The sequence below is a fragment of the Methylomarinum sp. Ch1-1 genome, from assembly GCF_030717995.2.
GTDB lineage: Bacteria > Pseudomonadota > Gammaproteobacteria > Methylococcales > Methylomonadaceae > Methylomarinum > Methylomarinum roseum.
Window position 1 is genome coordinate 2,990,622 of the sequence record NZ_CP157743.1, and the last position, 14,195, is coordinate 3,004,816.

General features: G+C 48.5%; 10 protein-coding genes and 2 pseudogenes. 6 read left to right on the top strand and 6 right to left on the bottom strand.

Going from position 1 to position 14,195, the window contains the following annotated elements; genetic code table 11:
* Positions 1–31: 31 nt before the first annotated feature.
* A complete protein-coding gene (locus Q9L42_RS13775) occupies positions 32–2,341 on the top strand; it encodes an acyl-CoA dehydrogenase (protein WP_349431255.1) in 2,310 nt (769 codons plus the stop codon).
* 233 nt (positions 2,342–2,574) lie between these two features.
* On the opposite strand, the gene Q9L42_RS13780 is transcribed toward Q9L42_RS13775, so the two are convergent.
* The gene (locus Q9L42_RS13780) at positions 2,575–2,970 is read right to left on the bottom strand and encodes a hypothetical protein (RefSeq protein WP_305907826.1); all 396 of its coding nucleotides are present in this window, start codon (positions 2,968–2,970) and stop codon (positions 2,575–2,577) included.
* Positions 2,971–3,085: 115 nt separating this feature from the next.
* Complete coding sequence (locus Q9L42_RS13785) at positions 3,086–3,700, bottom strand: hypothetical protein (RefSeq protein WP_349431256.1); 615 nt, start codon at positions 3,698–3,700, stop codon at positions 3,086–3,088.
* A gap of 367 nt (positions 3,701–4,067) precedes the next feature.
* Here Q9L42_RS13785 and Q9L42_RS13790 point away from each other — a divergent pair, with 367 nt between their 5' ends.
* The gene (locus tag Q9L42_RS13790) at positions 4,068–5,378 is read left to right on the top strand and encodes a cytochrome-c peroxidase (protein WP_305907823.1); all 1,311 of its coding nucleotides are present in this window, start codon (positions 4,068–4,070) and stop codon (positions 5,376–5,378) included.
* A 63-nt stretch (positions 5,379–5,441) separates the two neighbouring features.
* On the opposite strand, the gene Q9L42_RS13795 is transcribed toward Q9L42_RS13790, so the two are convergent.
* On the bottom strand, positions 5,442–5,702 hold the full coding sequence (locus Q9L42_RS13795) for a hypothetical protein (protein WP_305907822.1): 261 nt from the start codon (positions 5,700–5,702) through the stop codon (positions 5,442–5,444).
* A 251-nt stretch (positions 5,703–5,953) separates the two neighbouring features.
* Here Q9L42_RS13795 and Q9L42_RS13800 point away from each other — a divergent pair, with 251 nt between their 5' ends.
* On the top strand, positions 5,954–6,703 hold the full coding sequence (locus Q9L42_RS13800; RefSeq protein ID WP_305906342.1) for an IS5 family transposase: 750 nt from the start codon (positions 5,954–5,956) through the stop codon (positions 6,701–6,703).
* 26 nt (positions 6,704–6,729) lie between these two features.
* Positions 6,730–8,943 carry a thioredoxin domain-containing protein gene (locus Q9L42_RS13805; RefSeq protein ID WP_305907821.1) on the top strand — a complete coding sequence of 738 codons (2,214 nt, stop codon included), beginning with the start codon at positions 6,730–6,732 and terminating at the stop codon, positions 8,941–8,943.
* 191 nt (positions 8,944–9,134) lie between these two features.
* On the opposite strand, the gene Q9L42_RS13810 is transcribed toward Q9L42_RS13805, so the two are convergent.
* From Q9L42_RS13810 to Q9L42_RS13820, 3 genes are all read right to left on the bottom strand, one after another.
* Positions 9,135–10,349 (bottom strand): autotransporter outer membrane beta-barrel domain-containing protein, encoded by a 1,215-nt coding sequence (locus Q9L42_RS13810; protein ID WP_349431257.1) that lies wholly within the window; start codon positions 10,347–10,349, stop codon positions 9,135–9,137.
* A gap of 203 nt (positions 10,350–10,552) precedes the next feature.
* A complete protein-coding gene (locus Q9L42_RS13815; protein ID WP_305907819.1) occupies positions 10,553–10,786 on the bottom strand; it encodes a hypothetical protein in 234 nt (77 codons plus the stop codon).
* A gap of 620 nt (positions 10,787–11,406) precedes the next feature.
* The gene (locus Q9L42_RS13820; RefSeq protein WP_349431258.1) at positions 11,407–12,108 is read right to left on the bottom strand and encodes a metal-dependent hydrolase; all 702 of its coding nucleotides are present in this window, start codon (positions 12,106–12,108) and stop codon (positions 11,407–11,409) included.
* A gap of 100 nt (positions 12,109–12,208) precedes the next feature.
* On the opposite strand from Q9L42_RS13820, the pseudogene tnpA reads away from it, so the two are divergent.
* Positions 12,209–12,561, top strand: a pseudogene (tnpA, locus tag Q9L42_RS13825) (IS200/IS605 family transposase).
* A gap of 321 nt (positions 12,562–12,882) precedes the next feature.
* A pseudogene (locus Q9L42_RS13830) lies at positions 12,883–13,616 on the top strand (ISNCY family transposase); the annotation flags it as partial.
* Positions 13,617–14,195 lie beyond the last annotated feature (579 nt).

Sequence of the window (14,195 nt, forward strand, 5' to 3'; positions counted from 1 at the left end):
AACAATGGGAACGACAGAAAAGGAGTATGCAATGAACGAATTTTTTCTGATCATCGTCATTGGCGCAGTAACGATACTGGTGGTTCGACCCTTGAGACGGCAATTTCTGACCCGGCCGTTATTCAAATGGATGCGAAAACGTATGCCAACGATGTCGCAAACAGAACGAGAGGCATTGGAAGCCGGCAACACCTGGTGGGATGCCGAATTGTTCAACGGCAAGCCTGACTGGCGCAAACTCAGCCTTGCTCCCGCACAATTAAGTAAGGAGGAACGGGACTATCTCGACGGCCCGGTGGAGACCTTGTGTGCAATGCTCGACGACTGGGATATTACTCACAATCGCCGTGACTTGTCCGAAGCAGTTTGGAAGTATATCAAACAACATAAATTTTGCGGCCTCATCATCCCCAAATCCTATGGCGGCCTGGATTTCTCCGAATTCGCTCACTCCCAGGTCGTCATGAAAATAGCCAGCCGTTCGGTTTCCGCCGCCGTCACGGTAATGGTGCCGAATTCATTGGGTCCGGCCAAGCTGTTACTGGCCTATGGCACGGAACAGCAAAAGCAACATTATTTACCCCGTCTGGCGGATGGCCTGGAAATACCCGCCTTTGGGCTGACGAGTCCGGAGGCGGGCAGCGATGCCGGATCGATGACCGACAACGGCGTGGTTTGTTACGACACTTTCCAAGGCGACGAAAAGATATTGGGTATCCGTCTGAACTGGGAAAAACGTTACATTACCCTGGGGCCGGTCGCCACGGTGCTAGGCTTGGCTTTTAAATTATACGACCCGGATCATCTGTTAGGAGAAACTGAAGACCTGGGAATCACTGTCGCATTGATCCCGACCGACACCTCCGGCATCTCGATCGGACATCGCCATTTTCCGCTCGATTCGGCTTTTCAAAACGGCCCCAATTGGGGTAAAGACGTTTTCATCCCGCTCGATTGGATCATCGGCGGCGTAGCCCAGGCCGGCCAGGGCTGGAGAATGCTGATGCAAAGTCTCGCTACCGGTCGCGCTATTTCACTGCCGGCGCTCAGCGTTGGTGCGGCCAAATTCGTTTGCCGCAACTGCGGCGCCTATGCACGGATTCGCACCCAATTCAATAGACCCATAGGCGTCTTCGAAGGGATCGAGGAAGTGCTGGCGCGGATGGCTGGTTTGACTTATTTGCTGGATGCCGCACGGCATATTACCTGCGCCGCACTCGATGTCGGCGAAAAACCGGCGATCATTTCCGCCATACTCAAATACCACGCCACCGAAGCCATGCGCCGCATCATCAACGACGGCATGGATATTCAGGGCGGTTCAGGCATTTGCCTTGGACCCTCGAACTTCATCGGTCGCTTGTATCAGGTGATTCCGGTCGGCATTACCGTCGAAGGCGCCAATATCCTCACCCGGACGATGATGATCTTCGGCCAGGGGTCGGTGCGCTGCCATCCTTTCGTACAACTCGAAATGAATGCGCTGAACGAGCCTGACCCGGACCGGTCCCTAGCGGAGTTCGACGATCTCCTGTGGCGGCATGTCGGCTTTTTTTTGGGCAATCTGACCCGAGGCTTCTGCTTCGGGTTGGGAGGTGTAGCACTGGTTCGCACGCCGGGCGATAAACAGACCCGGCGTTATTACCGGCAATTAACCCGGCTCAGCACTGGCTTCGCACTGGCTGCAGATTTCGCGCTGTTGACGCTCGGTGGTCGACTGAAACGCAAGGAGCGTCTCTCCGGCCGCTTCGCCGACATCCTCAGTCATCTGTATCTCTGTTCGTGCGCACTGAAACACTTCGAAAACCAGGGATCACAGCGGGATGATCTGCCCTTGCTGGATTGGGCCTGCCAATACAGTCTACATCGCGCCCAACAATCTCTGTTGGCGGTGTTCGGGCTGTTGCCGGCAAGGGTGCCCGCCCAGCTTTTGCGCCATGCGCTGTTTCCGCTGGGTAAGCCCTATGCGCCGCCGCAAGAGTCGTTGACCGGCGCGCTGGCGCAAAAACTTTTGACCGACAACCCTGCTCGAGAACGCTTGACGGCGGGAATATACATCAATGCCATGCCTGAGGACGCCAGCGGCCGTATCGAAGCAGCATTCAAGGCGGTGCTGGCGGCGGCGCCGGTCGAAGCAAAGATTCACCTTGCTCAGAAACAAGGTCGACTTTCCACCGGAACGCCAGATGAAATATTGGCTGACGCATTGCAAGACGGCATTATTGACCCCTCGGAGGCCGCATCGATGCGGCGAGCTGGGCAAGCCCGACGGAATGCCATTCGCGTCGACGATTTCACCCCGGAGCAACTGACCGGTTTCTTTGAGTCAAACGAACACTAACGTTTCAGTGGAGATTAATACTTGTGCCCCAAAAATTCTTCCAAACGGCGGTCGATCGGAAGAAAACGTCCCGAACTAGAAGAAGCTCAGGGCTGGGCGCAGATGCTGCGCAATGCCTCATTCAGTAACTATACGTTGCGACAGACAACCAAATCTTGTAGCGACCATGTGTAAGGTAATATCAGTCATTTACATCTGATTAGGCTTAGCGACTTGATATTGCCGAATTCGTCTTACGGCTCTTCTTTTGCCAAGTATTTTGTGGTGTGATCTTTCAGTATTTTGTTCGCACCGTCAATGTTTAAACCCTTGGCTTTCAGATATAAGAGCCTACGATACACGATCGATAATGGCGCTCTTGCCTTGTCCTTATTGGTTTGTATTAACGCATCAAGCTGGTAAAGATATTTTGTCATGTCTCGTATGATCGGCATAGACTCGGCATATTCCAGACGTTTATCGAGGTTTTGCTTATGGAGTATATTAAGGACAGGCTCTGTAACCCTCGGTGGCATATCAGCCGTATTGATCTGGTTATTACTAGAAAACCACTGATAAAATAAGAACAAGACGATGACGACGGCAGTTACTAAAATGGCGGATAGTTTTGGTGTAAGCTTATTTAGCATGTTTGATTTATTATTTAGATTCTCAGAAAGGCATACAGAGAGTCAGAGAAGTTATGGTTCAAACTTCAGTATACAGTGTGTCCATGGCGGTTTCGAGTTAAAACTTTTTCCGTGGCTAGGATCGCCGATCCCCCTCCTGCCAATCAGATTCTTCCCGTTCTTTAAGGTAATCATTCTTTCTTTTAAGGGTTGGAAACAACAGCGTTTCTTCAAGATAAAATCCCAACCAGATAAATGGCAGCGACAAAACTAGATCCACACCGAAGTTTCCGCCCATCACAATCGATAATGCAGCCGTCACAAACAGAATTCCGCCAATCAGATAATAATGAACACCCAATACGATACCGCTCAAAAACATCGTATGAGCCAGAATAATATGAATGGTCATCGCGCCGCCTCCAGGCGTGATCGTTTCTGCATGCCACATCAAAAAAACCAATAATACACAACCGAAGGCACTGCCCCAGTAGAACAACTCATAACGGATCAGATGTTTGTTGCTAATACCGGTACTGATGGCTTTAGCTTTTTCACTCAATAAAGAGCAATAGAAAAAGAGCGGCGTGACGCATAACCAATAAAAAAACGCAATACGATCGGTTGCTTCGGCCAATAATTCACCGATAAAGCACAACAACACCAACACGACGAATATTACTTCATTGATGTAGATATAGCGTAACGCGCTGTCCATACTCCAGTTTGGAATCTTGTTATCTTTGTTCATCATCGTTCCTGTAGTTCAATCGATTCTAGCCTGGATATTTCACAAAGATGGCCATTTTCCCGTTACAGTTTGCAAATATCCGGACTAGCTAAAAATGTAACAAATAAATAAAACGCGCAAGTTTATTTTTATCGCTTAACGTCACTTCTTTAAACATTGCTAACTGTGTTATTTCACCTCCCCCCAATATGTCATATAACACAGTTATGAACTTCGTCATTAAGCTAGCATCTTGTCAGATTAATCACACATGCTGTAAGAAATTGTTTCGAAGCGGCTTTATTTTTATTATGTTAGAGATCTATGGTTGGCACTCCTTTTGCTTAAACCTAGCATGTGTGTGATTCAATCAAGTAGAAACCAAGCAATGAAAAATATAATAAAGACCATTTTGCTGGGGGCAATGATAAGCCCTGCAGCCCACGCCGCTAACCACAGCGCATTAACGGATATGGATTTTCATAACGCCAGTCCGGAAAAAATCAAACTCGGGCAGTTTCTGTTTTATGACAAAATCATATCGGGCAATAAAAACACCTCGTGCGCCACTTGCCACCATCCCTTAGCCGGCACCGGCGACGGCCTGGCTCTGCCGGTTGGTGAAGGCGGCAAGGGATTGGGTGTCACCCGCGACACCGGATCTGGCAGTGACGCCATTCACGAGCGCGTACCGAGAAATGCGCCGCATCTATATAACCTGGGCGCAAAGGAATTCGTAACGATGTTCCATGACGGCCGAGTGACTGAAAATCCGGATCATCCATCTGGATTCGACTCTCCAGCCGGCGATGCGTTACCGCCCGGCCTGGATCACTCCTTGGCCGTACAGGCGATGTTTCCGCCGACATCGAATACCGAAATGGCTGGCCAAGCCGGCGAAAACCCGGTCGCCGATGCCGCCGCTGCGGGTGACGTCACTACAGTCTGGCGTTTGTTGACCGAGCGAGTGATGGGAATTGCCGAATACCGCGACTTGATTCACAAAGCTTACCCAAGCGTACAAGATCAGGATGTCAGTTTTGTCCACATCGCCAATGCCATTGGCGCCTTCGAGGCGACGGCATTCCGTGCCGACAACAGTACTTTCGATCGTTATTTGAGAGGAGAAATTAACCTGGGCCAAGCCGAAAGAATGGGATTCAAAATTTTCCAAAACAACTGTATGTCCTGTCACAGCGGTCCGTTACAAACGGATCATCAATTCCATGCTCTCGGCATTCCGCAAATCGGTCCGGGCAAAGGCGATGGTTTAGAGGGTCATGACGACTACGGGCGCGAACAGGTCACCGGCGACAGTCTTGATCGCTACCGTTTCCGCACCCCTACTTTGCGCAATGTCGCGGTCACTGGACCTTGGGGACATGATGGCGCTTACGACACCTTAGAGGCAATGATTCAACATCATTTGCATCCGGAGGAAAGCTTGGATAATTATGATATCAGCCAGGCCCGTTTACCTCCTCGCGCCGATCTGGATGAGATTGACCGACTCGTTTACGACGATATGATGAGCCGTGAAGAACTTAAAGCGAGCATTGAAATCCAGCCGTTAGACTTGTCAGAAGAAGATGTCACTTATTTAATTGATTTCCTCAATGCACTGACCGACCCGGCTAGCCTGGATACCAGAGCGACTGTACCTTACAGAGTACCTAGCGGTTTACCGATCGCCGATTAAGTTATCTCTGCTACTGCGGCCTGCCAACAAGTCCATATTTGCCTTGTTGGCAGGCCTTTTTAATTATAAACGCGCCTTGATGCGTTGATAAGCCTGGTTCAATTCATCGCCGATGATTTTGGCGGTATCGATCACCTCTTCGCCCGTGTCCACCGTGTCGTCATAAATGTCTCTGGCCTTGGCGCTGAACTTATCCCATTTCTTTTCGGCTTTTTCCCACTCCTCTTTTACATCCATTTCCGCTAAATGCACTTTCAACGCAATGGAATCGCGTTGTTGTTTGAGGTTTTCTGTCAATTCATTGAAGTCGTCTTGTAAACTCATATCTATTCCCAAGAAAATTACCACGTTAACATAAGGTTCGCACACCGATTTTTGCGAGTATGTTGATCTGCCCTACTACGCTCGAGTATAGCGAATAAATATCATAGACAGCAATGTAGTTTTAGCACGAAATGGCTTATCATGAATGTAAATCAATGACATTAGGGGCTGTTGCCGTTTTGTAACTTACCCTTGAATTTCAATAATTCCGCCTCATAACTTGTTTATTTTGAGCCAAAAACAAGCAAACTATGCCGCGACAAATGTTTACGGATGAACACTGGGGAAAATTGAAGATGATTATGTTGAAAATGGGGATATATGACAAACCCTTTCTTCGGCAAACAACCGAAGGGATTTTTTATCGTTTGCGCGTAGGTTGTCCCTGGCGAGATCTACCCAGTGCCTTTGGTAACTGGAATGCTGTTTATAAACGCTTCAATGAATGGTCTCGTAAAGAAAAACTGATGGGTATTTTTAACGAACTGATAGTTGAGCCTGACTTGGAATGGGAATTTATTGATGGAAGTATTGTGAAAGCTCATCAGCATAGTAGCGGTGCGGCCTATGGGCAAGAATCGGCGATTGGTAAATCTGTTGCGGGTAATACAACCAAAATTCATATGGCTGTTGATGCCTGTGGTCTTCCCATCCACTTTACAGTGACGGGTGGCGAAGTTCATGATTGTAAAGAAGCGCCAACCTTGGTCGCTGAACTGCCTAAAGCTGACTATATCGTTGCTGACAAAGGCTATGACAGTGAACCACTACGTGTTCAGATTCAAGACAAAGGAACTGTTCCTGTCATTCCAAGAAAAAAGAATTCAAACGTAGGGAATGATGATATGGATTGGTGTCTCTACAAATATCGTCACCTCGTTGAAAATGTGTTTGCAAGACTGAAACATTTCAGAGCTATTGCTACACGATATGACAAGCTCAAACGAAATTTTGAAGCTTCTGTGGCCTTGGCTTGCGCTTTTTTATGGTTACCTATGTGAAACGGCAACAGCCCCTAGCAAATAACATGACAAATTCTCAGTTATTAAAAGATCAGCTAAACGCGGCTTTGACCGCCAAGGGCCCTGGCTATCAACCCAGAACACGTCATTTACAGGAAGATGGCCGGCCGATTTATACCAACCGTCTGATATTGGAGGATTCGCCTTACCTATTACAGCATGCGCATAATCCGGTCGATTGGTATGCCTGGGGAGAAGAAGCATTTACGGCAGCCAGGGAACAGGATAAACCGATATTTCTGTCGATAGGCTACGCCACCTGTCACTGGTGTCATGTGATGGAAGAACAAAGCTTTGAAAGCACCACCGTCGCCAAACTATTAAACGAACATTTTATCTGCATCAAGGTGGACAGAGAGCAGCACCCCGATATCGATGCCACCTATATGACCGCCGTCACCCTTTTTACCGGGCACGGCGGTTGGCCGATGTCCTCTTTTTTGTGTCCCGATGGCCGCCCCTTTTATGCCGGCACTTATTATCCTCAGACCAGTTTCATCGATTTACTGACTCAAATAGGAAGGGCCTGGCATCAACAACGGGATGTCTTGTTCATCCAGGCCGAACAACTCGCCGATGCAGTAGAACAAACGACATCGAATCAGGCGCAGCTCGCCGAGCTGGAAAAAAACATCATGCAGTCAGCCCTCGACAATATTTTACAAAACTACGATGATCGTTATGGCGGCTTCAGCGGCGCCCCTAAATTTCCTCATGAACCCTTGTTGTTATTGTTACTTCATTCATTGCAGCGAAAGCCCAATGGTCAGTTATTGGTGGCGCTGGAACATACCTTGGAAGCCATGGCGCAGGGAGGGATTTATGATCAAATTTGTGGCGGTTTTCACCGTTATGCGGTCGATAATCATTGGCTGGTGCCGCATTTTGAAAAAATGCTCTATAACCAAGCCTATCTATCCCGCGTGTATTTGCAGACATTTAGCTTAACCGGCAATCCGCTGCATGTTCGCATCGCCCGACAGACATTGGATTATGTGCTCAGGAACATGCGCGACGAAAGAGGCCTGTTTTATTCGGCGACAGACGCCGACAGCGAAGGGCATGAGGGAACTTATTTCGTCTGGAGCATCGATGAAATCAAAAAAGCCTTAAGTGAAGACGAAGCACAGCTCGTCATCGATTTATATGGTGTCAGCGAAAAAGGCAATTTTGAAGGCAAGAATATCCTGTATCTCCCCCGCTCTTTGCCCAGTGTCGCAGAGGAAAAACAACAATCCCTAAGCGATTTGACGCAACGTCTCGATCCCATTCTGGACCGCCTACGGCAGACTCGTGAGCAACGAATTCCACCATTGACCGATGAAAAAATTTTGGCCTCATGGAACGGCATGATGATCACTGCGCTAGCCGAAGCCGGACAACTCTTGCATGATCCGGCTTATCTTGAAGCCGCCGAACGAGCGGCGAGCGCATTATGGCGACACCAACGTGATGGCCGGCAGTTATGGCGCGTCAACCTGCAAGGAAAGACTTCGGTCGCGGCCAGACAGGATGATTACGCGCACCTGGTCGAAGCATTATTACTGTTATACGACGTCACCGATAATAGTGTTTATTTGAGTCGAGCACAGCAACTAGTCGACGAGATGCTCGATAAATTCCTCGATGCTTCGACAGGCGCTTTAAATATGGGTAACGAGCGATTGTTATTTACCCAGCCGAAAGACAGTTACGACGGTGCCCTGCCCTCCGGCAATGCCGTTGCTGTTCGTGTGTTAAGTAGATTATACAGGCGGAGCGGAAACAGTGCGTACCGGCAACAAGCCAGCAATATACTACGATGTTACGCCAGTCAGATCAACAGACAACCAGTCGCTTATGCCTACATGTTGGCGCAAATGGACGAATTACAGCATGGAGAAATCGGCGGTTATCAATATGCCGGCGATGGTGCGATCAAAGTAACGGCATCCGCCTCGCGTGAGACCAAAACCCAGATCCGTCTAACCGTCTACTGGCGATTCAACGAAGGCTGGCATCTGAATCAGGCCGCGAAGTACGGTTTATTAAACCAGTCGGCGTTTGAACTGAGGCAAGTGATTGCCAAAAACGAACATGAATCCGCACTTGAAATCGACATTGCCGATCAAAACATTCAAGAACCACTCAAGTTGTTGCTGACGGTACAAGCGTGTAACGCGCAGCGCTGTTTACCCGAACAACAGCTGTGCCTGCATATCGGCTTGCCTAGCCTTTGAACATGGCTTTAGGCGGGAACAAGCTTCCGCGGTTCCCGCCCATTCCATGCGCTTTCATCAGAAATATAGTATCGATGGGTCGAATGAAGCTTTTCGCGCCGAGGGCGGTGCTCCCACGGCATTGTACTTCGCAGAGGTGGAAAAAGATTTGGCGGATCGCTGCGCTTGATCCTCCCTACACGCTACAGGCTCTAAAGTTCCAAACGCACACCCATCGACAAGGAATCGCTGGTGATGCTGTTTAGATCCAGCAGTTTTTCATACATGACAAAAGCCGAAACGCCACGGGCAAACTGGGCGGATAATCCGGCATTGATGGTGGCGTAATCCCTGTCCCTGGCGCTGTTGCGGATGCTGAATCCGCCGGTGCCGTCCGGCGCATTGATAAAACGCACGTTGACGCTCTGAGAATTGTTGGAAAATTCGTGAACGTATTCGGCCGCCAGCGTCGGCATCAATACACCCCAAGACTGGCTCCAAGCATAGCTGACCTGAGCGCCAAAGTTGCCGGTAATCGATTCATATTCCTGGTCTCCAATCGCCACGCCTAAGGTGCCGCCGGCAGCACTTGGATTCGACAGCGATTCCGTATAGCCATCGAGCTGAATGCTGCGATACATCCAGCGAGCGGTTGGTGTAATGGTCCAACCATCGACAAAGAAATTGTAGCCGGTGACCACACCCGCCGAAAACGTATCGGAGTCGACATCGGCTGAAGCGACTTGGCTGACGCTTCCATAAGCAATATTCCGAGTCGTCCTATGGCGCTGGTCGGCATAAGCGAAAGTGCCGTCGATGAAAAAACTATCATTCAGATAATAGGAACCATAGATCGAAAAGGCATAACCGTCGGTATCGATCTCCCCTGCCCCTTGATTTAGCGTGGTGTCGGAACTGAGGTAACTGCTGGTCAAACCGGCAATAAAATTATCGTTGAAACGATAATCGGCCCCGATCATGACTTTCGAATCAAACAGATCGAATCCCGGATTTAAACTCTGGCGATTATATTCTTGCCAAGACGTATGACCATTGGTATAGATGTCGAAGCGGCTGGCAATAGAGTCCGCGCTGGCTCCGCCACCGATCGGCCGACTGCCGAACTGCCGTAACAAGTCCATCCGGTTGAAGTTGTCATTGATGGCGCTGCTGGTCACATTGGTGTTGTTCGCGAAAATTTCATCCGGAGTCAGTGCCGACAAAGACTCTTCGGAAGACTGCAAAGCATCAAGGCAATCATTGAAAAAAGAAGTAGAAGTTTCCGATGAAGATCGACATGCGGTAAACAAAGCCTCATATAATGCATCGGTATTAACAGCCGGTTGTTCGGCATAGATCGGCTTAACAACCGTTAAAGCCAACAACAAGAACAGACTTTTAGTAACGAAAAAATGAAAATATTTCATGTTTTCTCCAGGGATTAAGGGGATGGGTCAAGCAATCGCTTGAAAGTTCAGCAGCGCTTATTTTTTTAAAACAAGCTTAGCATCTAATTAAAAAATGTGAACAGCTTCAAGTTTTTTTTCGATTGAAGGCTGAGTATTACCGTCCTGCCGCTTGATTCAACCGCTCCCGCTAATTCACCCACTGACCAATTAAATTTTATTGATTACCTTTTCAAATTATCCAGACTAAATCCATCCAGATACAAGATCAATACCCCCAAGGTGATAGAAACCAGATAACTAAGAGCTGGCGAACCTGGAAATAAATAAATATCGAGTAATCCCCATACGCCGCGCCAAAACATGATGATCGCAACAACTACAATGATGGCATTTGCATTGGGATATTTGTCCTTGAAATTCGTGATGACGGGGTTTTCTTTAATCTTTTTAATCATTTTTATTATTGTACAGATGGAACGATAAAGTTAATACATTTGATAATATCATAGGGCGCACAAAGCTAGCAGACCCACTGTGGCTTTGCAAAGTACTAATTAAAACGGCATTTTCTGAGCTTAAATCATTACAGGCTAAGTCCTTTATGTAGGAAGTAGCGAACAACGTGAGGTGCATCGATCGCGACTGTTTCGCTAGTCTTATGCAAGTGAGCCGGAAGGAACAAAGCGGAATCCAGCATAGTAAAGAGCCCCCGGATGCAACCGCTGAAAATCTTGGAAACGGAGCGCCAGCGAAGTGAAGATTTTTAGTCCCCGATAGGCGTAGGGCCGATTGTTTTGTCGGAATCGAAGCGAGAGCGAAGGTGGAGACAAAATAAAAGGTCTCCCGAAACGCCGTCAAGTCATTTGTGGGAGTGCGACGGAGCCAGCATCGAGTTTACGATGATATGGCGGAGTGGCACGGACGCAGGACGAATCGGGGCCGCCGGAGGCAATAATCGCCACGTAATTTCTGCCGCTTGCTTGGGCTGGGATGCCCAAAACAAGCTTTCGCAGAAATAGTGGCGCGCTAGTAAATTATTTCAACGAAGTGCATTGAAATATTGAATGCTGGGGCACTAACAACTGCCTTCGGTCTTCACCCAATGCAACCGTTGCCAAACCTGTAGCAAATGCGAGTATGGAGGGGCGACGATAAACAACGCAACGACCGAAATGAATAACAAAACGGATGCCGTCATATTCTTGTAACTGAACAGCTTAAAGGCCGTGCCGAAGGATTTTTTCATTCTACCGTTTGCCAAGTCCACGCTAAAAAGCTCATCAAGGCATAAGTGGACAACAAAGCCGATGACAAGAAACAAACCGTTGAGCCACGACTGCAATATATTCCAGCCCAAAATATAATGACTGCCACAGGTCGTAAGCAAGCCGAAAAAAAACGCGGCTAACAAAGAATGAAAAACGCCTCTATGCACGGTCAGTTTCTGAAATAGAAAAAAAACCGGATAGCGTACGACAAAAAATGTGACGACAGCCAATAACATCAGGCGCTGAGGAGCCATCAAATTCTCGAATACGACCCATGCGCCTGCACTGCTCAGTCCGGCCAATAACATGAACAATCTTTTAACCGGAGTGGAATTATCGGCATCAATATCGGGCAACATTCCACCGATCACACCTATGAAAATATACCAAGGCGCGTCTATCAGCTCGATCAGTCCGAGATTAGCCGCCGTAGTCGCTGCAGCCGTGCTCGCGGTAGTCGCCACCCCCACATGCGTATTGAAGTTCGCCATCCGTCTGAAAACATCCATTAACTATCATTAGAAATGCCCTATTGTACCTTAGTCAGACGATTAATGAAGCCATATTTATCAAAAAAAACAATGGGATAGTTAATATATCTAGAAGAGTTTGGCGCATACGCGATGGGATTGTAAATACCACATTGTATTTATTCCGAAGAAAAGTAAGAAAGTTATCTATGGCGGCTTAAGAAGATATCTGGGTGATATTCTGCATGAACTGGCTAAGCAAAAAGGCATTGAAGTTTTAGAAGGCCATTTTGAGAGCCCCCCCTGTTCATATTTGTTTAAGTATTCCGACCAACATTGCTGTATCAAGCTCAGTTGGCTATTAGCGCAATAGCGATTATAAGAAAATTCAGAGGGAGACAAAGAAATTTCAACGGGGAACACTTATGGACACGGGAGTATTTCGCTTCAACTGTAAGCTTGGATGAAGTCGTTGCAGGAGCATCGCTTTAGTTAATAGTACCTAAAAAAATGCCAGCCCTATCCTTAATTGATTTATAGGTTAAATTTTCGAGATGCTTATGTTACCAGTCTATGCTTCGGGGTCATATAATTTATCACCATTTATTAGAATATAGTATAAATATGCTATATAGTGCCTGACCGAAAATTGATTATCCCTAAAATAATCAATGGGATATAATGAATTCCGGGAAATGAGTTTGCAGCCCAAAATCACGATTGTTGCGTTGCTCAATCCGTAAGGTACTGATTTTGGGTGAGCGCCGCCATAAAAATTTACGAAAACCAGAAATCTTCGTCCGTTGAAATCCTATGCGCACCGTCAAGAATCCGCAAATGAGCCTCGGTCAGGTCGATATTGCCGACATCGAGATTAACCTCAAATCCAGAGACGACATCCCGCAACTGCTGCTAGGGTTGCAGTACATCTATACCACGCCCGAACTGCGCGACCGTGTGTTCGCCATCCTCGAGCAGGTTATTCCCTACCGAAGCGGTCAGGGCCTTAGCGAAGCAGAGCGTCAGCAACCCGCTGACCCAAGGCGCGGTCGGTCCGGCCTGGAACAATGGAAAATTCTAGTGCTGGGCGTTTTGCGTCTGGGCCTGAATACCGACTACGACCGCATCCATGAACTGGCCAACCACCACAATACCATTCGACAGATGCTGGGCCATAGCGACTGGTGTGACGACACGAAGTATTCTCTCCAGCGCATCAAAGACAATCTAAGGCTGTTCACCCCGGAACTGTTCGATCAAATCAACCAGGAAGTGGTCAGAGCCGGCCATGCCCTGGTAAAAAAAAGCCAAACGCTGGGCCAACCGTCCGCAGTGACTCGACTGCCGCCGCGACGGTCGACCACAGCGATAAACTGAGAGGGCGGTGCGATTCCTTTGTGGTCGAAACCGACGTCCATTTTCCGACCGACATCAACCTGCTGTATGATGCGATCCGCAAAGCTATTGAAGAGAGTCATACGCTGGCGAAACACCATGACCTGCCGGACTGGCGCCAATACCGGCACAACATCTGGCGACTCAAACAACAGTACCGAAGAGCTCAACAGCTCAAACGCTCCACCAGCCAGGATGAAAACAAACAAGCCGTACGGGAACAAGCCATCCAACAGGCTCATCAGACCTACCTGGACCTGGCGAGCGCCTACCTGGGCAAATCCGAGCGCACCTTAAAACAAGCCCTGGACCGTGGCGCCCTGGCCGATGAAACGCAGCCGTTGCAATCCTACCAGGCCTATGCCCGCCTGCTGCTGGACCAAATTGAGCGCCGCGTCATACGCAGCGAAACCATCCCTCATGCCGAAAAGATCTTCTCCGTGTTTGAACCGCACACCGAATGGATCAGCAAAGGCAAAGCTTCCGCCGCTGAAAATCTTGGAAACGGAGCGCCAGCGAAGTGAAGATTTTTAGTCCCCGATAGGCGTAGGGCCGATTGTTTTGTCGGAATCGAAGCGAGAGCGAAGGTGGAGACAAAATAAAAGGTCTCCCGAAACGCCGTCAAGTCATTTGTGGGAGTGCGACGGAGCCAGCATCGAGTTTACGATGATATGGCGGAGTGGCACGGACGCAGGACGAATCGGGGCCGCCGGAGGCAATAATCGCCACGT